The 18,036-nt window shown below is 62.6% G+C and carries 21 protein-coding genes; 3 read left to right on the top strand and 18 right to left on the bottom strand.

The window, feature by feature from the left end; translation table 11 throughout:
* Positions 1-47: 47 nt before the first annotated feature.
* Both GGQ99_RS04160 and GGQ99_RS04155 read right to left on the bottom strand, forming a co-directional pair.
* Positions 48-398, bottom strand: a complete 351-nt coding sequence (locus tag GGQ99_RS04160) for an AzlD domain-containing protein (RefSeq protein ID WP_108607986.1) — start codon at positions 396-398, stop codon at positions 48-50.
* Positions 395-1,141: an AzlC family ABC transporter permease gene (locus GGQ99_RS04155; RefSeq protein WP_246389405.1), complete on the bottom strand. Its 747-nt coding sequence runs from the start codon at positions 1,139-1,141 to the stop codon at positions 395-397. Before GGQ99_RS04155 ends, GGQ99_RS04160 begins: the two co-directional genes overlap by 4 nt.
* Positions 1,142-1,316: 175 nt before the next feature.
* On the opposite strand from GGQ99_RS04155, the gene GGQ99_RS04150 reads away from it, so the two are divergent.
* Complete coding sequence (locus tag GGQ99_RS04150) at positions 1,317-2,570, top strand: GGDEF domain-containing protein (RefSeq protein ID WP_183260860.1); 1,254 nt, start codon at positions 1,317-1,319, stop codon at positions 2,568-2,570.
* 40 nt (positions 2,571-2,610) lie between these two features.
* Here GGQ99_RS04150 and clpA read toward each other — a convergent pair whose 3' ends face one another.
* The 3 genes from clpA to GGQ99_RS04135 form a co-directional block, all read right to left on the bottom strand.
* Entirely contained in the window at positions 2,611-5,082 is a 2,472-nt protein-coding gene (clpA, locus tag GGQ99_RS04145) for an ATP-dependent Clp protease ATP-binding subunit ClpA (RefSeq protein WP_183260858.1), read from the bottom strand.
* 8 nt (positions 5,083-5,090) lie between these two features.
* Positions 5,091-5,420 carry an ATP-dependent Clp protease adapter ClpS gene (gene clpS / locus GGQ99_RS04140; protein ID WP_055977693.1) on the bottom strand — a complete coding sequence of 110 codons (330 nt, stop codon included), beginning with the start codon at positions 5,418-5,420 and terminating at the stop codon, positions 5,091-5,093.
* A gap of 275 nt (positions 5,421-5,695) precedes the next feature.
* Complete coding sequence (locus tag GGQ99_RS04135) at positions 5,696-6,025, bottom strand: phasin family protein (protein WP_108607982.1); 330 nt, start codon at positions 6,023-6,025, stop codon at positions 5,696-5,698.
* Between the two features lie 269 nt (positions 6,026-6,294).
* Here GGQ99_RS04135 and GGQ99_RS04130 point away from each other — a divergent pair, with 269 nt between their 5' ends.
* A complete protein-coding gene (locus GGQ99_RS04130) occupies positions 6,295-7,782 on the top strand; it encodes a serine hydrolase (protein ID WP_183260856.1) in 1,488 nt (495 codons plus the stop codon).
* A gap of 43 nt (positions 7,783-7,825) precedes the next feature.
* On the opposite strand, the gene GGQ99_RS04125 is transcribed toward GGQ99_RS04130, so the two are convergent.
* The 7 genes from GGQ99_RS04125 to GGQ99_RS26270 form a co-directional block, all read right to left on the bottom strand.
* Entirely contained in the window at positions 7,826-8,521 is a 696-nt protein-coding gene (locus GGQ99_RS04125; RefSeq protein WP_183260854.1) for a DnaJ domain-containing protein, read from the bottom strand.
* The gene (locus GGQ99_RS04120) at positions 8,518-9,249 is read right to left on the bottom strand and encodes a VWA domain-containing protein (protein WP_183260852.1); all 732 of its coding nucleotides are present in this window, start codon (positions 9,247-9,249) and stop codon (positions 8,518-8,520) included. The genes GGQ99_RS04125 and GGQ99_RS04120 overlap by 4 nt, the downstream gene beginning before the upstream one ends.
* A 66-nt stretch (positions 9,250-9,315) precedes the next feature.
* On the bottom strand, positions 9,316-9,753 hold the full coding sequence (locus GGQ99_RS04115) for a DUF1489 family protein (RefSeq protein ID WP_183260851.1): 438 nt from the start codon (positions 9,751-9,753) through the stop codon (positions 9,316-9,318).
* A gap of 67 nt (positions 9,754-9,820) precedes the next feature.
* Entirely contained in the window at positions 9,821-10,159 is a 339-nt protein-coding gene (locus GGQ99_RS26060; protein ID WP_183260849.1) for a type II toxin-antitoxin system HicB family antitoxin, read from the bottom strand.
* Entirely contained in the window at positions 10,156-10,416 is a 261-nt protein-coding gene (locus GGQ99_RS04105; protein WP_210307732.1) for a type II toxin-antitoxin system HicA family toxin, read from the bottom strand. The genes GGQ99_RS26060 and GGQ99_RS04105 overlap by 4 nt, the downstream gene beginning before the upstream one ends.
* A gap of 54 nt (positions 10,417-10,470) precedes the next feature.
* Entirely contained in the window at positions 10,471-11,874 is a 1,404-nt protein-coding gene (locus tag GGQ99_RS04100) for an L-serine ammonia-lyase (RefSeq protein ID WP_108607977.1), read from the bottom strand.
* 197 nt (positions 11,875-12,071) lie between these two features.
* Positions 12,072-12,203, bottom strand: a complete 132-nt coding sequence (locus tag GGQ99_RS26270) for a hypothetical protein (protein WP_256371676.1) — start codon at positions 12,201-12,203, stop codon at positions 12,072-12,074.
* Positions 12,204-12,494: 291 nt separating this feature from the next.
* Here GGQ99_RS26270 and GGQ99_RS04095 point away from each other — a divergent pair, with 291 nt between their 5' ends.
* On the top strand, positions 12,495-13,250 hold the full coding sequence (locus GGQ99_RS04095; RefSeq protein ID WP_183262347.1) for a DUF599 domain-containing protein: 756 nt from the start codon (positions 12,495-12,497) through the stop codon (positions 13,248-13,250).
* Here the strand turns inward: GGQ99_RS04095 and GGQ99_RS04090 are convergent.
* The 6 genes from GGQ99_RS04090 to GGQ99_RS04065 form a co-directional block, all read right to left on the bottom strand.
* Positions 13,199-13,996 (bottom strand): YdcF family protein, encoded by a 798-nt coding sequence (locus GGQ99_RS04090; protein ID WP_183260847.1) that lies wholly within the window; start codon positions 13,994-13,996, stop codon positions 13,199-13,201. The genes GGQ99_RS04095 and GGQ99_RS04090 overlap by 52 nt on opposite strands.
* A gap of 42 nt (positions 13,997-14,038) precedes the next feature.
* Complete coding sequence (locus tag GGQ99_RS04085) at positions 14,039-14,725, bottom strand: YEATS-associated helix-containing protein (protein WP_183260845.1); 687 nt, start codon at positions 14,723-14,725, stop codon at positions 14,039-14,041.
* A 108-nt stretch (positions 14,726-14,833) separates the two neighbouring features.
* Complete coding sequence (locus tag GGQ99_RS04080) at positions 14,834-16,399, bottom strand: amidase (protein ID WP_108607973.1); 1,566 nt, start codon at positions 16,397-16,399, stop codon at positions 14,834-14,836.
* A gap of 68 nt (positions 16,400-16,467) precedes the next feature.
* Positions 16,468-16,755 carry an Asp-tRNA(Asn)/Glu-tRNA(Gln) amidotransferase subunit GatC gene (gene gatC / locus GGQ99_RS04075; RefSeq protein ID WP_108607972.1) on the bottom strand — a complete coding sequence of 96 codons (288 nt, stop codon included), beginning with the start codon at positions 16,753-16,755 and terminating at the stop codon, positions 16,468-16,470.
* Between the two features lie 83 nt (positions 16,756-16,838).
* The gene (locus GGQ99_RS04070; protein ID WP_425486790.1) at positions 16,839-17,255 is read right to left on the bottom strand and encodes a hypothetical protein; all 417 of its coding nucleotides are present in this window, start codon (positions 17,253-17,255) and stop codon (positions 16,839-16,841) included.
* A gap of 34 nt (positions 17,256-17,289) precedes the next feature.
* On the bottom strand, positions 17,290-17,997 hold the full coding sequence (locus tag GGQ99_RS04065; RefSeq protein ID WP_183260841.1) for a metal-dependent hydrolase: 708 nt from the start codon (positions 17,995-17,997) through the stop codon (positions 17,290-17,292).
* Positions 17,998-18,036 lie beyond the last annotated feature (39 nt).

Raw genomic sequence — 18,036 nt, 5'->3', positions numbered from 1 at the left:
TCGCAGTCGACGACCGCGCATCGCGCTGCAGTCGCGGACGGAGACTTTCAGCTTGCAAGCCACAACCCGAGCAACAGGATCACCTCCGCCGCAACGATCCCCACCAGCACCTTTCGACCAAGGCAGAGGTAGGCAAGGAAGCCGCCGGCGGCAGCGCCGAGGCGCAGTGCAAGCGACGTGTCGGCCAGCGCCCCGCTCGGGAAGACGATCAGATTGCCGATGACGGCGGCGACCAACGCCGTGGCCAGGGCACGGACCAGCACCAGTAGGTCGGAATCGTCGGAAATGCGATCGCCGAGATAGACGCCGAGGAAGCGCCAGGCGTCGGTGGCAAGCCAGCCACCGACCAGGATAAACAGGAACGGCCACCACCAGGTGTCGAGCGCATCGAAGGTCATGACTTCACTCTCCGGCGCGACAGCAGGTGGAAAGCAAACGCGATGCCACCGCCGATCAGGCCGGCGCCGAGCAGGTCGAAACCGGGGACGACGAGATGCAGCAAGGGTCCAAGGACGAGGCCGATCGCCATCGCCACATGCCCTGCCCGCTCGCGTGCCGATCCCCACAATGAAGTGAGGAAATACATCGGCGTGAGCAGGAAAAGGGCTGCCGAAACCACCGGCGGCAGGCTGTCGGCCAGGACATAGACAACGCCCACGACGACCATATTGACGAGCACCAGCGTCGAGCCGAGCCCGGCATAATAGCTGGTGCGCAGGTCGCGCGGGATACCGCGCAGCCGCTCCATGGCGAGCACCCAGGAGGTGACCGCCACAAAATGCGACAGGAAATAGAGCACCCAGCGCGGTGTTCTAGTCCCGCGCATTTCCGGCACCAGCGCCACCACCATCGGCGCCAGCCGGATGGACGACAGTGCCACGGCAAAGGCGGCAGCCGGCAGCGATGTCCCCGACAGGATGGCGCCGACGAGCACCACCTTGGCCGGCAATGCCCAGACCATTCCGACCATGAATACCGTCTGCACCAGCGTCAGCCCCGCCTCCTTGGCAAGGCCGGCAAAGCCGATGAAGGCGCTGGCGAGAATAAGCCCGGGAACGGAGAATGCGGCCCGGACACCACGCAGGTACCAGAGGCGGCGTATCGAAAAATCCGGATCGGGGGATGCATCGTCAGTGGGCATTGACGATGCGGATAGCATGGCAATCCGGCCAAGTCAGTCCCCGCGGCGACCAGATGCATCTCTGGAGCCGCCGGACCGGGATAGCGATCCGGCGGACGCGCGCATGCTCCTTAACCATTTAGCCACCGGCGAATGTGTAGCTAACCTCCATACAGGCGTGGGGAATTGCCGGACCATGACGGGTGCACTTCTGCTCATACTGCAGGCGGTCATTTACTTCGTCACCATGGCCGCGGTGTTCCGTTCCCGGCACCAATTCGGCATCGGCATCTTTGTCTGCGTTCTGGGGGTGATGCACTTCCTCGAGACCTATCTCGCTGCAGTCTTTTTCGTCCAACTGCCGTTCGGGCTGATTTCGCCGGGCTCCACGGTGATGTTTTCCGGCAAGCTGATGATTTTCCTGCTGCTCTACATCAAGGAGGACGCAGAAACCGTACGGCAACCCATCTATGGGCTGCTCGTCGGCAACTGTCTGATGGTGGTCCTGGCGCTGATCCTGCGGCTCTACAGCAGCGTCGCCGAGCTTCCGGGGTACCGGCCCAACCTCACCTTCCTCGACGACATGGGGATCCTGATGATCTGGGGCACGGCGCTGCTGTTCTTCGACAGCATCGCCCTCATCCTGATCTACGAAAAGCTCGGCCAGCGCATCGCCAACACGCTGCTCAAGCGTATCTTCCTCAGCGCAGCGATCGTGCTCACCTTCGACCAGCTGATGTTCTTCATTGGGCTGCACCTGGTCTCCGGCGTGCCGATCAGCGCGCTGTATGGCGGCTGGATCGCCAAGATGGCAGCTGCAGCACTCTACAGCGCGCTGCTCGTCGGCTATCTCCGCTATGTCGAGACCAACAAGCCCACATTGGCCGGGCCCGAACCCCTGCTCCAGGTCTTCGACCGGCTTACATTCCGCCACCGCTACGAGGACCTGCTGCAGAAGACCGGCAAGGACATGCTGACCGGCACCAGCGACCGTGGGCAGTTCGAAGCCGTCGCCCAGTCGCTGATCGATCAGGCCCTGGCCGACCGCAAGCCTGTCAGCCTTTTGATGATCGACATCGATCATTTCAAGAACATCAACGACCAGCACGGGCATGTGACGGGCGACAACGTGCTGAAGGATGTCGCCCGCTCGCTGGGAAGCTCGCTGCGCAGCGGCGACAGGCTGTTCCGCTACGGCGGCGAGGAATTCGTCGCCATCTGCCACGATCTGGACAGAGCTGATGCGGCAACCCTCGCCGAGCGCCTGCGCGCTAATGTCGAGGCCACCACCTTTGTCGAGCCTGGCGTGCGCGCCACCGTCAGCATCGGCGTAACCACAGCAGATGCCGGACCGGTTTCGACGGAGCAGATGATCAGGGATGCCGACGCGCGCCTCTACAGCGCCAAGAGACTGGGACGAAACCGCGTGGAAAGCGCGCCTGTCGCCTGATAAGAAAGAAGCCCCGTTTCCGGGGCTTCTTCGTTTGTAATCAACCCTTTCGGGGCAGTTGTGGAACCAGGCTGCGCTTGCCGCCATCCTTGCCCTTGGGGTCGGACTTCGTCTTTGCCGCCAGGGCCTTCTTGGCCACCGGCTTCTTGGCCGCCGCCTTCTTGAGCTTCGGACGATCGGCCGGCTCTTCCTTCTTGGGTTTGACCGGCAGTTCATCGGCCAGCGTCTCGAGCTTCAGGCCGGTCTCGCCGGTATCCTTCTTCTCGACGGTGACGCGCACCGTGCCACCCTTGCGAAGCTTGCCGAACAGAACCTCGTCGGCCAGCGGCTTCTTGATGTGCTCCTGGATGACACGGCCGAGCGGACGCGCGCCCATGCGCTCGTCGTAACCCTTCTCGGCAAGCCAGGCGACCGCTTCTTCCGACAGGTCGAAGGTGACGCCACGCTCGGAGAGCTGGGTTTCCAGCTGCATGACGAACTTCTGCACGACCTGATGCACCACCGGCACCGGCAGCGAGCCGAATGGGATGATGGCATCGAGACGGTTGCGGAACTCCGGCGAGAACAGCCGATTGATCGCTTCCATGTCGTCGCCTTCGCGCTTGGACGAGCCGAAGCCGATGGCCGCCCTTGCCATGTCGGAGGCACCCGCATTCGTGGTCATGATCAGGATCACGTTGCGGAAGTCGATCTGCTTGCCGTTGTGGTCGGTCAGCTTGCCGTGGTCCATGACCTGCAACAGGATGTTGAACAGGTCCGGATGGGCCTTCTCGACCTCGTCGAGCAGCAGCACGCAGTGCGGATGCTGATCGACACCGTCGGTCAGGAGGCCGCCCTGGTCGAAGCCGACATATCCGGGAGGCGCGCCGATCAGGCGGCTGACCGTGTGGCGCTCCATGTATTCCGACATGTCGAAGCGGATCAGCTCGACGCCGAGCGACAACGCGAGCTGCTTTGCCACCTCGGTCTTGCCGACGCCGGTCGGGCCGGAGAACAGGTAGGAGCCGATCGGCTTCTCCGGTTCGCGCAGGCCGGCACGCGCCAGCTTGATCGCCGAGGCGAGTGCCGTGATCGCCGTATCCTGGCCATAAACGACACGCTTGAGCTCGATCTCGAGGCCGGCCAGCACCTTCTCGTCGTCGGCCGACACCGTCTTCGGCGGGATGCGCGCCATAGTGGCGATCGTCGCCTCGATCTCCCTGATGCCGATGGTCTTCTTGCGCTTGTTTTCGGGCAGCAGCATCTGCGAAGCGCCGGTCTCGTCGATCACGTCGATCGCCTTGTCCGGCAGCTTGCGGTCGTTGATGTAGCGCGCCGAGAGCTCCACCGCGGCCTTGATCGCCTCGTTGGTGAACTTCACCTTGTGGAAGTCCTCATAATAGGGCTTGAGGCCCTTCATGATCTCGATGGCGTCGTCGACCGTCGGCTCGTTGACGTCGATCTTCTGGAAGCGACGGACGAGCGCCCGGTCCTTCTCGAAGAACTGGCGGAACTCCTTGTAGGTGGTCGAGCCGATGCAGCGGATCGCACCCGACGACAGCGCCGGCTTGAGCAGGTTGGAGGCGTCCATCGCACCGCCGGAAGTCGCGCCAGCGCCGATCACCGTGTGGATCTCGTCGATGAACAGCACCGCACCAGGATATTCCTCGAGCTCCTTGACGACCTGCTTCAGCCGTTCCTCGAAGTCGCCGCGATAGCGCGTTCCGGCCAAAAGCGTGCCCATGTCGAGCGCGAAGATGGTGGCATCCTCGAGGACCTCGGGCACATCGCCTTCGACGATGCGCTTGGCCAGGCCCTCTGCGATCGCCGTCTTGCCTACGCCAGGGTCGCCGACATAGAGCGGATTGTTCTTCGAACGGCGGCACAGCACCTGGATGGTGCGGTTGATTTCCGACTCGCGGCCGATCAGCGGATCGATCTTACCGGCGCGTGCCTTGGTGTTGAGGTTGACGCAATAGGCCGTCAAGGCGTCCTGCTGCTTCTTGCCCTTGCCGGTCTCCTCGCCTGCCTCGCCGTTCGAGCCATGCTGCTCCTCGTCCGCTCCGCGCGGCGCGCGGGTTTCGGTGGCGCCGGGACGCTTGGCGATACCGTGCGAGATGTAGTTGACCGCGTCGTAACGGGTCATCTGCTGTTCCTGCAGGAAATAGGCGGCATGGCTCTCGCGCTCGGCGAAGATCGCGACGAGCACGTTGGCGCCGGACACCTCTTCGCGGCCGGACGACTGCACGTGGATCACCGCGCGCTGGATGACGCGCTGGAAGCCGGCGGTCGGCTTGGAATCCTCGTCGTAGCCGGTGACGAGATTGTCCAGCTCGGTATCGATATAGGTAAGTACGGTCTGCTTGAGCTCGTCGAGGTCGACGTTGCAGGCGCGCATGACGGCGGCTGCTTCGGCGTCGTCGATAAGTGCGAGCAGCAGATGCTCGAGCGTTGCATATTCGTGGTGCCGCTCATTGGCGAGCGTTAGCGCCTGGTGCAGCGCCTTTTCGAGGCCTTGGGAGAAAGCCGGCATTCAATACCTCACTTCTTCTCCATCACGCATTGCAGCGGATGCTGATTCTGTCTGGCGAAGTCCATGACCTGGGACACTTTGGTCTCGGCCACTTCGAACGTGTAGATCCCGCATTCGCCGACGCCATGGTTATGGACATGCAACATGATACGGGTAGCGGCCTCCCTGTCCTTCTGGAAAAAGCGTTCGAGCACATGCACGACGAATTCCATCGGGGTGTAGTCGTCGTTGAGGATAAGCACGCGATAGAGGCTCGGCCGTTTGGTCTTGGTCTTCGTACGGGTGATGACAGCCGTGCCTCGGCCTGGACCGTTGCCTCCCTCGTCACCGTTCTGCATCCGCGCCACGTCGAGCTTCGTGGCATCCAAGCCAATCGTCAATCTGATCCTGCCCTTCATCAATTCCGACACACTTCGTCATGTAGGTGTCACGGCGAGGATTTTAAGCCCTTCTGACGTGCTGACAATATGGCGACAGCGGCTAGCGGGCCCGAATTGCCAGAAACGTGAATTGCCGGCACAAAAGACAAACAAAAAACCCGGCTGCGCGGACGCAACCGGGTCTAGTCGGGCGGATCTTTCGACCTGCCTACCTGAAATCAGGTGTCAGCCTGTCACTTCGCCTTGGCGACGAGCGACTCAAACGGCTTGTAGGCGTCCTTGGCCAGCTCGGCATAGAGCTCGCCAAGCTTGGTCGCTTCAGCCACGAAGCCTTCATAGGCCTGCTTGGCATAGTCGGTCTGGATCTCGACGGCCTTCTCGATCGACTTCACGCCGAGCAGCTTTTCGAAGGTAGCCGCACCGGCCTCGAAGCTCTTCTTAGTGTAGTCGGTCGACTCGGTGGCGATCGCCTGCGCGCCCTTGGAGAGCGAAGCAAAGCTCTTCAGGCCGGTGTCGACGAATTCCTTGCCGTATTTGCTGAAATCTTCATAGGTCTGGGTCATCGCTACATCCTTTCGGGTTGGGAGCGCTGCGCTATGCGATTGTGCGATGCAGCCTAGATATTGTGCAGCGCACAATATGTCAACTGACCCGACGTCATTTCTACGGCGCGCTGCACCGACCTGATTTCCTAAAACTAGACTAAAGCCCGATCAAAAGTGTGAACGAGCCGGTTACCATAAACGGATTGGTAACGCTGTAGCCCTACGTTGCGTCGATACGGGGAGGAACCTTTGCCGCCCTAATGCAACAATAATTCAAGGGTGTAACAGTGCGTCAAGCGTTGCCGGGCAAAGTCAAAAAGACAGCCTTCTCCTTAAAATCATTCGTGGTTTTCACCATCGCGGCGGCCATCGGCCTGAGTTCGGCGGCGCCAGCCTCCGCTGCAAAAGACAGTCGCTACGCGGCGATCGTCATCGATGCGAACACCGGCGAGACGCTCCACTCGTCGAGCGCGGATTCGCGCCGTTATCCTGCGTCGCTGACCAAGATGATGACGCTCTACCTGACCTTCGAGGCCCTTTCGAAAGGCCGTATCAAGAAGGACAGCAAGGTCGTGTTCTCAAAGAACGCCGCAGCCGAGCCGCCGACCAAGATCGGCGTCAAGGCAGGCGGTTCCATTACCGTCGAAGCGGCCATCCTGTCGCTGATCACGCGCTCGGCCAATGACGCCTCGACCGCGCTTGGCGAGATGATCGGCGGCTCCGAGGAGAATTTCGCGCGGATGATGACCGCCAAGGCACGCAGCCTCGGCATGAAGGGCACCGTTTTCCGCAACGCCAACGGCTTGCCAAACACCGCGCAGTTCACCACCGCGCGCGACATGGCCAAGCTCGGCATCGCGCTGCGCGAGCATTATCCGCAGTACTACGGCTACTTCTCGACCCGCAGCTTCGCCTTCGGTCGCCAGCGCATTGCCAACCACAATCGGCTTCTCGGCCGCGTGAAGGGCGTCGATGGCATCAAGACAGGCTACACCCGCGCGTCCGGCTTCAACCTCGTTTCGTCGGTCCAGGACGGCAATCGCAGCCTGGTGGCCGTGGTTCTCGGCGGCACCAGCGGTGCCAGCCGCGACAACAAGATGGCGGAACTGATCAAGACCTACATGCCGCAGGCCTCCAGGCGCGGCGGTGGCGACCTGATCGCCAAGACCGACACTCCAATGCCGGAAGTGAAGACGGCCAGTGTCGCATTGCCCAAGCGCAACGTACCGACGCCCGATACCCGTCCCATGGCCGAACAGGTCGAAGTCGCGGAAGCCATCTCCGACGATGAAATGGCAGTCGAGGAAGAAGTCGTGACAGCCGCGGTGCCTGCCCCCAAGCCGACCATCGGACTCGCCAGCAAGCCCAAGATCGCCATGGCCTCGGCCGAGCGCTTCGGCGCCAACATTCCTTTCCAGATCCGCAAGCCGAAGGACCGCGCCCCGGCAGCGGAAGCTGTCGAGCAGGCCTATGCCGAGCCGGCCCCTGCCGTGGCGGCACTGGACCAGATGAAGACCGCGTCGATTCCATCCGGCTGGGCCATCCAGGTTGCCTCCTCCCCGAGCGACGGCGAAGCGCGCGCAATCCTCGACAAGACCGCCAAGCGGGTGCCGCAGGTTCTCGCCGACGCATCCGCCTATACCGTGCCCTTCGAAAAGGGCGGCGTGACCTACTTCCGTGCCCGCTTTGCCGGCTTCGAATCCAAGGATTCCGCCTGGAACGCCTGCAACGCGCTGAAGAAGAAGAAGATCGCCTGCTACGCCGTCGCGCAGTAGGCGCCCTGCCAACCTCCTGGAAAAGTTGTGTGTCGAAGGAGAGTTAGTGATGATCGGAGAGAAGGACGTCCTTGGCTTCGTTGATCCTCGCCGCGAGGAACGACGAGCCACCCAGGTCGGGATGCAAGCGCTGAATCAGTCGTCGATGCGCCTTGCGGACATCCGCCGCGGCGGCCCCCGCTTCAAGACCAAGGACCTTGTAGGCCTCCTCCTTAGTCATGGCGCCAGAACCTGGCGGAACACGCAGCCCGTCGTCACCGTCAGGCTTCGCGTCTTCGCGCCAGGCGGGAAACCTGCCGTCAAGGTAGGTCTCAAGTAGCTGGAGGCTTTCCGGATCCCCGGAAAGCTCCCTGCAAAGCGCCTTGAGTTCGACGAGGCCTAGCGAAGACAGCGATTTGCCCTCTTCGCGGCCGGCCAACACGACGCCCTGCAAGCCGCCGGTGTCGTGGTCCAGCTCCATTTCGAGAGCTGCCGTACGCACGGTCGAGCGCCGCCCCGGCGTCTTGCCGGCTGAACGCCCCCGGCCCCCCGCTGCATACCAGGCCAGGGCCGCCGAGATCAGCCCGCCACCGATAGCCGCTCGCCCGAGCAGCAGCAGCACCACGCCGACGAGCCCCAGCACGAGCGGCCCTGCCAGCTTCAGCACCCGCGCGAGTTGGCTGGCGTCGGCACGCAGGAAAGCAGTGGTCACAAGGCCGGCAAAAATCAGGATGGCTGCGATTACGGCAAAGACTGTCATGGTGCCTTGCCGCTCCTCAAATGCTCGATCATCAGTATGTCCTCGGGGCGCCCCCTCGCCTCGAGCGCCTTGATTCCACCGGTAGCAAAGACAGCCACGGCCGACAGCAGTTTCAACAAGGTCGCAGCCGCCTTGCTGTCGAATCGGAACCACGCCCCCTTGGAAAGCCGGGCAATCTCCTTGAAGGCGCGCTCAGCCTCGGCGTCGTGCCCCTCCTGGAAGACAAAGGCCGGCACACCGTGCAGGCCCAGCCGTCCGGCCTTCTCGGCCAGTTCGTCGATGTTTTCTTCCATCGCATCGCCGATATAGACCAGCGCATCGACCTTGACGGTGGAGGTTTCCTTGAGCGCATGGGCAAGCACCTTGCCCACCTGTGTCTGGCCGCTGCGGCACTGGATCGAGGTCATGAGGTTCTTGAGGGAGCCCGTCTCCGCCACGAATTTCGACGCCCGGCATTCACCCAACCCGCGAAAGTAGACCAGCTGCACGTTCAGCCTGCCGGTCTTGCCGACGGCATCGAACATCTGGCCCTGAAGCTCGCAGGCGAGGTCCCAGGTCGGTTGCCGGCTCATCGTCGCGTCGAGCGCCAGGATAAGCCGGCCGCCAGCCTTGCCCGGAGCAAGCGCGCGCGCCTGGCGAACAAACGCGTCGATGGCTGCAGCATCCGAACGGCGCTCTGCCGGTGGACGATTGGCGGACGTAACCGGGGGCTTGTTTTCGTCGCTCATTTGCAAAGAAGATGTGGCGGCGCGCGATTGCTTGCAAGCCCGTCGTTGCGAGATGCCGTGCCTGAGCTAAAGCAGGCCGAGTTCCGCCAGCTCCAGGCGCAGCTTTGGCGGCATTTCGGCGAGCGCGGCATTGCCCTGGCCAAGATCCACCGGCGCATCGGCTAGCTTGAGGTAGCGCCAGCCCTGGAACGCGCGGCGCGGCTGCCAGTCGGTACGCACGACGGTCGGCTCAAGGATGAGGTGGCAGCGGCCAATGCCCTCGGAATCGGTGAAGGGGCGGATCTCGAGCAGGCGCTGGCGGCACTGTACGTTGCCCTTGATGACCCAGTACAGCGATCCGCCTTGGGTGAGTTCGGCGGCGCGCGTCGGCACCATGCGGGTGGTGTGGAACTGCTCGACCGGTTCGCCGGCGCGGCGGCGCTCATCGAGGCGGAAGGCGATCCATTCTTCGAGGTCCTCGACGCTGTCGCAGCCGACGCAGAGCTTGATCAGGTTCAGTGACATGGCTCGAAAACTAGCGGCTCCAGCCGGCGCATTCAACGCCGGCTACGGTTTTGCACAGGCGGAACCGTCAGGCGGCGTCAGCGGCACGTTCAATTGCCTCGGCAACCCACTCGTTCAAGCTCTTGTTCTCTGCGGCAGCCGCCACCACTGCTGCCTCATGCATCTTGGGGTCGAGACGGACATTGAACCGGCCCGAAAACTCGCGGAATGGCTCTATACCTTTCTCGCGGCACATCTCCAGGAACACCTCCAGAGACTTCCGTCCCTCCAATTCAAGCTGTTCAACGCTGCCGGCATAGAAGTCGGCGCCACCTGACAACCCCAGAAACTCCCCCCGGATCATGCCGATCTCGGGATCGAACGACAGCACGGCCTTGTGACCGTCGATCTCCAGGACATTCTTCATGGCTTCACTCCATGGCTCTCAAGCCATTTCCTGATACTGGCGAGAGCACCCTTATCCGTGTCGGGCGTCGGGTGCGGGCGGTGAAATACTCGCACCTCGCCAAACAGGAAAACGCCGACGCGCGAACCTTCTCGTTCACTTACTTCGGCACCAAGGGCGACAAAGAGCGCTTCGACGTCGGACCACCTCACCGACCCGCTGACGGGCCGTGCAAATACCTGCTCCAACGTTGCTTGATGCCGCCGCTTCAACGCCATGGCGAATAGTACCAAAAACCAGTACCGGATGCAAATTTTGGTACTAGTTGGCGGTCAGCACTCGACGACGTTGACTGCGAGACCGCCGAGGCTGGTTTCCTTGTACTTTTCGCTCATGTCCATGCCGGTCTGGCGCATCGTCTCGATGGCAGCATCCAGCGGCACGAAGTGCTTGCCGTCGCCCTTGATGGCGAGCGACGCTGCCGTGACCGCCTTGACCGCGCCAAGCGCGTTGCGCTCGATGCACGGTACCTGGACGAGGCCGCCAACCGGGTCGCAGGTCATGCCAAGATGGTGCTCGAGCGCGATTTCGGCAGCGTTCTCCACTTGCTCCGGTGTTCCACCCATGACGGCGCACAGACCTGCCGCGGCCATCGCCGAAGCCGAGCCCACCTCGCCCTGGCATCCGACTTCGGCGCCGGAGATCGAAGCATTGGTCTTGATGATGCCGCCGACGGCAGCCGCAGTCAGCAGGAAGTCGCGGATGCTATCCTTGTCGGCCTCGACATGGAAATGCAGCCAGTAGCGCAGCACGGCGGGCAAGGTGCCTGCAGCACCATTGGTAGGTGCCGTGACGACGCGACCACCGGCGGCGTTCTCCTCGTTGACGGCCATGGCGTAGATCGACAGCCAGTCGTTGGCGAGCAGCGGATTGGGCCGGTTCTGGCTCCACTGCTCCTGCAGCTTCTCGTGTAGCTGGCGGGCGCGGCGGCGGACTTTCAGCCCGCCGGGCATGATGCCGTCCTGCGACAGGCCCCGGTCGATGCAGCGGCTCATCGCGTCCCAGACCGCATCCAGGCCGGCGTCAAGGTCGGCGCGCGCCATATGGGTTTCTTCATTGGCCCGCTTCATCTCGGCGATGGAAAGCCCGCTGCGCGACGCCATGGCCAGCATGTCGACGGCATTGGCAAATGGATAAGGCACGCGCTTGCCCGCAGCGGGAGCCGCGGTCTTGGCCTTCATGCGCTGCAGTTCTTCCTCGGAGACGACGAAGCCGCCGCCGATCGAGTAGTAGATGCGCTTGAGCAGCAGCCGGTCGCCGCCATCATAGGCATAGAAGGCCATTCCGTTGGCATGGCCGAGCAGCGGCGTCTTCTTGTCGAGCACGAGGTCGACGGCCGGGTCGAAGCGATAGGACGGATGTCCGGGCGGCGAGACCCGCTTGTCGCCAGTAATCTGCTCGACGATGGCGTCGGTCTGATCGGGATCCACCGTGACGGGCGTCAGGCCGAAAAGGCCCAGCATGACGGCGCGGTCGGTGCCATGGCCGACGCCGGTATAGGCCAGCGAGCCATGCAGGCTCGCACCGACGCGGTCGACCTTGGCGCCTGCCGGGCGCGGCCAGTCGCCACTCAAAATCTCATCAAGGAAGCGCGCTGCGGCCGTCATCGGCCCCATCGTGTGCGAACTCGACGGACCAATGCCGATCTTGAACAGGTCGAATACCGAAAGAAACAAATCTCACTCCCTGCGACGGCGGCTTCAGTCGCATATGTATACGATCATTCCGCCCTTTTCACGTGCTGAGCTAGGCGCGATCCGACGCTGCGTGCTCAGCGCGCGACATTTGGAAAATCGATGAGCTTTACGCAAGGCCCTAACGCAAAAAGCGCGGCCAGGCCGCGCTTTTTGTATCCAATCCTGAGGGTAAGAGATCAGCCGCCTGCCACGACTGCCGCCTTTTCGGCGCCGCCGCTGACAAGCCAGGCAAGAAGGAGAAAAACCGCAAAGCCAACCACTGCCTTGGCCGTAAGGCCCCAGCAGGATTTCTGAACGCCGTCATCCATGATGTATCGCAAGACCCTTTTCGTTCGGCGAGCAGGCGGTGCTTCCCGCCATTCCAGCTCGTCCCGAGTGGGACTGCTGGATACGACTTTGCCGGCATGTTCGCAACTGCAAAAAATGGCCAAAGCGTGGCGATATGTGCATGGCAGCCATGCACATATCAATCCAATTTTAATTAAATCAGTTACTTATGCCAAATTGGCCGTTCACGGATCTTAAACACCTGTGACGACACCACGGCGAACGGGCGCACTCGAATTCCGGCTAACGGCCATGCTAGTTTGAGACCAATGATCGGCGATTCCTTCTCCATGACCGGCCCTCTGAGCGGTCTCGACATTGCGGCACTGGCGTTCTTCCTCGCCGGCTGGATCTTCCATGCGCTTGGCGCCGAGGGGCATATCGTCAGGCGCCTGTCGCTGACGCGGGCGATGAACGCGCAGCGCGCCGCCTGGATGGCGACGATGGCCCGGCGCGAGGTCAGGATCGTCGACACCTCGATCATGAACGGGTTGCAGCAGGGCACCGCCTTTTTTGCCTCGAGCTCGCTGATCGCCGTCGGCGGCTGCTTCGCCCTGCTCGGCGCCTCCGACCGCGTGCTGGCCATATTGAGCGACGTGCCCCTGGCAGGCGCCACCGCGCGTCCGCTGTTCGAGATCAAGGTCATCGGCCTGATCATCATCCTGGCCTATTCGTTCTTCAAGTTCGGCTGGGCTTACAGGCTGTTCAACTACTGCTCGATTCTGATTGGCGCGGTGCCCCAACTCGGCTCCCGCAGCGAGCCTGATGCCGCCATCGAAACCGCGGTATTGCGGGCGACGCGCATGAACCAGCTGGCCGGCAAGCATTTCAACGCCGGCCTGCGCGGGGTTTTCTTCTCGATCGGCTATCTCGGCTGGTTCATCGACCCGCGCGTCTTTTTCCTCACCACGGTCATCCTGCTGGGCGTGCTGATACGGCGCCAGTTCTTCTCAGAGGCGCGCAAGGCGGTGCTGGTTCAAGACTCCGGGCCGGGCAACGGGCTGTCGATCCGGCCGGACAGCCAATAGGCCACAAGCCCGACCCACTCGCGCACGGCCATCGTCGTGTTCTGCAACGAATCGGCGGGATTGTCGGTAAACAGGCCGATGCCCTCCTCGCCCGACGTGCGATAGTCGACCGGCCATGCAACGACAGCAAATCCCGCCTTGGCAAACAGCGCCATCGACCGCGGCATGTGGAATGCCGATGTAACCAGCAGCCAGGTTTCGCCAGGTTTGGGCGTGACCAGTTCTTTCGAGAACAGCGCATTCTCGTAAGTGTTGCGCGAACGGTTCTCCAGGATCAGCCGATCGAGCGATACACCGAGCGCCTCGAGTAGGCGCGGTGCCGTGTCAGCGTCGCCCTCGCCCTCCAGCATCAGCGCGCCGCTGCCACCGGATACAACAACCCTGGCGTCGGGATAGCGACGGGCCAGTATGGCGGTCTCGACGAAGCGGTCACCGCCGCTGTTGAGTTCGTAGCCGCCGCGCGCCAGGTTGATCGCCCCCTCGAAACCACCGCCGAGCACGACGATACCGTCAACCTTTCCGGGTGCCGGCGGGTGCGGAAATCTCTCTTCGAGCGGGTTGAGCATCAGCGCGCCAAACGACGTCCAGGCAGCTGTCGCAAGGACCAGCGTGGCCAGCAGCGCCGCAGCGCGGAACAGGCGCCGCCGCCCGAAGAAGCTAGCGACCAGCCCGGCCAACAGCAGAAGAATCGCAAAATTGAGCGGTTGGGCGAAGAACCAGAAGACCTTGGAAAGATAGAAAAACAAACCGGATTGCCGCCTGTGTTGTGAGTCTCGACGGCAAATTTATTACATCGCGAGTTCGTAAAGCACGACCCCGGTCCTGGACGACTTCAACTGCGTCACGTGTCCTGCCTGCGCCAGGGCCGCAAGCAGTTCCCTTACCCTCACCTTGCTCATGCCGGTCTCCTTGGAGATTCCGGTGATCGTGCGGCGCCGGTAGGCCATGTTGTTGAGGGACACCACGACCTGCTTTTCGTCCGCGGACATCGGCGGCAGGTCCGCCGGCGGCTTGACGGCCTGGATCTTCGCACCCGGCACGCCCTGGTCGCCGGCCTCGATCTGCTCGGAGATCAGTTCCAGATTGCTATCGGCCTTTTCGTTGACCTTCTCGATCTTCGATTCATTCTTCTTGGCGAGGTTCAGCGCCTTTTGCGCCAGGCTCTCGATGAAATTGGGGGCAGTTGCTCCGGCCAGGACGCAAAAGCCGGCGACGATGAGAATCTTGCTGGCGACCGATGAAAACGACTGCGCCGCCAGGATGTCGGTCATGATGTTGTTGTTGGCGATCGACAGGAACAGCGGAACTACGAGCGCTGCCGCCGCCCCGAGGACCAGCACGGACCAGACGGTGTTGAGATCCCAGGGTCGCGCAGGGACTTCAGTTTCCTTCGCCGTCTCGAAATTGACGGCGTACCGGGCGCAGCATCCCAGCCAGCCGGACGCGAGCATCGCAATGACCAAACTGAAGAGCATCGCCACCCTCCCGAAATGCCATCAGCATATCGGAAGTTGTGCAAAATTCAACGATCTACTTTCGGTTGAATTGCCATAGGGACGGTCGTTTCGACCGTCCCTATGTGCCTACCACCACTTTTCCGGCTGGAAGCGGCCCGCCGCCTGCTCGATGACATGCGCGGTCTGGAACAGCGTTTCCTCGTCGAACGGCCGGCCGATGAGTTGCAGTCCGAGCGGCAGGCCATGGCCGTCAAGCCCGGCAGGTACGGCGATGCCCGGCAGGCCGGCCATGTTGACCGTCACCGTGAAGATGTCGTTGAGGTACATCTTGACCGGATCTGCGGCCATGTCCTGGTCGGCGATACCGAAGGCGGCCGAAGGCGTTGCCGGCGTCAGGATGACGTCGACGCCGGCGGCGAAGGCCAGCTCGAAGTCGCGCTTGATCAGCGTGCGCACCTTCTGCGCCTGCAGGTAATAGGCGTCGTAGTAGCCGGCCGACAGCACGTAGGTACCGATCATGATGCGGCGCTTGACCTCACGACCGAAACCGGCGGCGCGGGTGTTTTCGTACATCTCGATGATGTCCTTGCCCGGCACGCGCAAGCCGTAGCGGACGCCGTCGTAGCGGGCGAGATTCGAAGACGCCTCGGCGGGTGCCACGATGTAATAGGCAGGCAGTGCGTATTTGGTGTGCGGCAGCGAGATGTCGACGATCTCGGCGCCCGCGTCCTTGAGCCAGGCAATACCCTTCTGCCACAGCGCCTCGATGTCGTCGGGCATGCCGTCGACGCGGTATTCCCTGGGAATGCCGATCTTCATGCCCTTGACCGACTTGCCGATCGCCGCCTCGTAGTCCGGCACCGGCAGATCGACGGAGGTGGTGTCCTTGGCATCGACCGACGCCATCGACTTGAGCAGGATCGCGGCATCGCGCACGTCACGGGCGATCGGGCCGGCCTGGTCGAGCGACGAAGCGAAGGCAACCGTGCCCCAGCGCGAAACGCGGCCATAGGTCGGCTTGATGCCGACTGTGCCGGTGAAGGCGGCAGGCTGGCGGATCGAACCGCCGGTGTCGGTGGCAGTTGCGCCGGCACACAGGAAGGCCGAGACGGCCGCGGCTGAACCGCCTGAAGAACCGCCAGGCACCAGCTGCATGTTGTCGTAGCTGCGGCTCTCCTCGACGCCGCCGGGCCGCACGAAACCGCTGCCGCCGTCATGGAAGGTCGGCTTGACCGTGGTCTGCACGCGCGAGCGCCGCCACGGGTTGACCACCGGGCCGTAATAGGACGTCTCGTTCGACGAGCCCATGGCGAATTCGTCCATGTTGAGCTTGCCGAGCATCACCGCGCCATCGGCCCAGAGATTGGCCGTCACGGTCGATTCGTAGCGTGGCTCGAAACCGTCGAGCACATGGCTGCAGGCCTGGGTGTGCACGCCTTCGGTAGCGAACAGGTCCTTGATGCCAAGTGGAATGCCTTCGAGCGCCCCGCCCTCGCCCTTGGCGAGCTTTGCGTCGGAAGCCTTGGCCATCTCGCGCGCCTTGTCGGGCGTGGTGGCGACATAGGCGTTGAAGGTCGGATTGGCTTGCTCGATGGCCGAGACATAGGCGTTGGTCAGCTCGGAGGCGGTGATCTCCTTGCCGCGCAGCTTTTCGCGCGCTTCGGCAATCGTCAGTCGGGTCAGGTCGGTCATGGCGAAATCACTTCGGGTCAGGCAGCCGAAAGCTGCTTTTGATGGAATGCGGAACGGGCGGCCAAGGCCTATTCCACCACTTTCGGCACGAGGAAGAAATTCTCGTCGGTGGCCGGCGCATTAGCGACGATGTCGGCTGCCTTGCCGCCGTCGGTGACGGCGTCGACGCGCTTCTTCATCTCCATCGGCGTGACCGACGTCATCGGCTCCACGCCCGAGACATCGACCTCGTTGAGTTGCTCGACAAAGCCGAGGATTGCGTTCAATTCGCCGGTCATGCGCTGGGCGTCGTCTTCGCTCACCGCGATGCGGGCGAGATGCGCGACGCGCTTGACTGTCTTGAGATCAACGGACATCGAAAAAACTCCGGAAAGCCGGGAAAATGGTCAGGTCGGGCTATAACGGCGCCGCGCGCGCGGCGCAACATCGATGATCGGGCTCACGGCATGGTGACGCCGTCGCACAGATAGTAGGTGCCGGCATTGTTGGTCTGGCCGCCCTCGGCATCGACTGTGCGGACAGAGACGAGATCGAGTTGCGTCGGGCTCAATTCGAGGATGGAAAGCGTGTCGGGGAACAGGTGGCCGGGCTCCTGGCAGAGAGCCGTCACGGCCCATGCCGGCGCACGCGTAGCCCGCGTGACGTTGAGGAATTCGCAATTGTACTCGACGCTTTCGATTCCGCTCGCGGACAGGACCAGGCCTCCGGCGTCGACCACCGTCTGAAGCGTATCCTTCTTGGCCTGGGCGCAGAGTTCTTCGGACTGGAGATAGACGCCCTTGATAAAGTCCTCAGCCGATGCCTCGCAAACGCCGAGCCAGAGCAGGGAAACCGTCGCCAAATTTCTCCAGTTCATCATCGCTCACCCCAATCGCACAGATCGCACCCGATCAAATGTCTATGGCTACGCCCACTTTCGGCAGCATCACTTCGACGCCCGAGCCTTCGAGGCCATCGACGAAGCTTTCTGCCGTCTGGTCGATGATCGGGAAGGTAGCGAAGTGGCATGGCACCACCGTCTCGAACTTGAAGAAGCGCCGGCAGGCGAGAGCCGCCACCGCACCGCCCATGGTGAAGCGGTCGCCGACAGGCACCAAGCCGATAGCCGGCTCGTGCAGCTCGTTGATCAAGGCCATGTCGGAGAAGATGTCGGTATCGCCCATGTGGTAGAGCGTACGCTCGTCGGCGAAATGCAACACCAGCCCGCCGGGATTGCCGAGATAGGTATTGGTGCCGCCAGGCCCGCCCGCGGAAGACGAATGCAGCGCAGTAACGAAGGTGGTGGTAAAGCCGCCGCAATCGACGGTACCGCCGATGTTGCCGGGATTGATCACCTTGTCGCTGACGCCCTGGCCCACCAGAAACATGCAGATCTCGAAATTGGCGACGAGCATGGCGCCCGTCTTTTTCAGGATGGCGGCGGCGTCGCCGATATGATCGTCATGCCCATGGGTCAGGAGCACATGGGTGACGCCTTCCGCCGCCGCTTCCCACGACTTGCCCCAGGAGGGATTGCCGCTCAGGAACGGGTCGATCAGGATCGTGGCGCCTGCCACTTCGATGCGGAATGCCGAATGTCCATACCAGGTCAGTTTCATCGTTTCGGCATTCCTCGCAATTTCGTTGGCCAAAGGATA

It is taken from the genome of Aminobacter niigataensis (genome assembly GCF_014200015.1).
Lineage (GTDB): Bacteria > Pseudomonadota > Alphaproteobacteria > Rhizobiales > Rhizobiaceae > Aminobacter > Aminobacter niigataensis.
Note: the sequence above shows the minus strand (reverse complement) of the source record. Positions and strands in the feature narration are given on the sequence as shown.

Bases quoted from the DNA above. Each gene is read 5' to 3' on its own strand.
- GGQ99_RS04160 (WP_108607986.1), bottom strand. From the start codon at position 398: ATGACCTTCGATGCGCTCGACACCTGGTGGTGGCCGTTCCTGTTTATC.
- GGQ99_RS04155 (WP_246389405.1), bottom strand. From the start codon at position 1,141: ATGCCCACTGACGATGCATCCCCCGATCCGGATTTTTCGATACGCCGC.
- GGQ99_RS04150 (WP_183260860.1), top strand. From the start codon at position 1,317: ATGACGGGTGCACTTCTGCTCATACTGCAGGCGGTCATTTACTTCGTC.
- clpA (WP_183260858.1), bottom strand. From the start codon at position 5,082: ATGCCGGCTTTCTCCCAAGGCCTCGAAAAGGCGCTGCACCAGGCGCTA.
- clpS (WP_055977693.1), bottom strand. From the start codon at position 5,420: ATGCAGAACGGTGACGAGGGAGGCAACGGTCCAGGCCGAGGCACGGCT.
- GGQ99_RS04135 (WP_108607982.1), bottom strand. From the start codon at position 6,025: ATGACCCAGACCTATGAAGATTTCAGCAAATACGGCAAGGAATTCGTC.
- GGQ99_RS04125 (WP_183260854.1), bottom strand. From the start codon at position 8,521: ATGACAGTCTTTGCCGTAATCGCAGCCATCCTGATTTTTGCCGGCCTT.
- GGQ99_RS04120 (WP_183260852.1), bottom strand. From the start codon at position 9,249: ATGAGCGACGAAAACAAGCCCCCGGTTACGTCCGCCAATCGTCCACCG.
- GGQ99_RS04115 (WP_183260851.1), bottom strand. From the start codon at position 9,753: ATGTCACTGAACCTGATCAAGCTCTGCGTCGGCTGCGACAGCGTCGAG.
- GGQ99_RS26060 (WP_183260849.1), bottom strand. From the start codon at position 10,159: ATGAAGAATGTCCTGGAGATCGACGGTCACAAGGCCGTGCTGTCGTTC.
- GGQ99_RS04105 (WP_210307732.1), bottom strand. From the start codon at position 10,416: ATGGCGTTGAAGCGGCGGCATCAAGCAACGTTGGAGCAGGTATTTGCA.
- GGQ99_RS26270 (WP_256371676.1), bottom strand. From the start codon at position 12,203: ATGGATGACGGCGTTCAGAAATCCTGCTGGGGCCTTACGGCCAAGGCA.
- GGQ99_RS04085 (WP_183260845.1), bottom strand. From the start codon at position 14,725: ATGCTCTTCAGTTTGGTCATTGCGATGCTCGCGTCCGGCTGGCTGGGA.
- GGQ99_RS04080 (WP_108607973.1), bottom strand. From the start codon at position 16,399: ATGACCGACCTGACCCGACTGACGATTGCCGAAGCGCGCGAAAAGCTG.
- gatC (WP_108607972.1), bottom strand. From the start codon at position 16,755: ATGTCCGTTGATCTCAAGACAGTCAAGCGCGTCGCGCATCTCGCCCGC.
- GGQ99_RS04070 (WP_425486790.1), bottom strand. From the start codon at position 17,255: ATGAACTGGAGAAATTTGGCGACGGTTTCCCTGCTCTGGCTCGGCGTT.
- GGQ99_RS04065 (WP_183260841.1), bottom strand. From the start codon at position 17,997: ATGAAACTGACCTGGTATGGACATTCGGCATTCCGCATCGAAGTGGCA.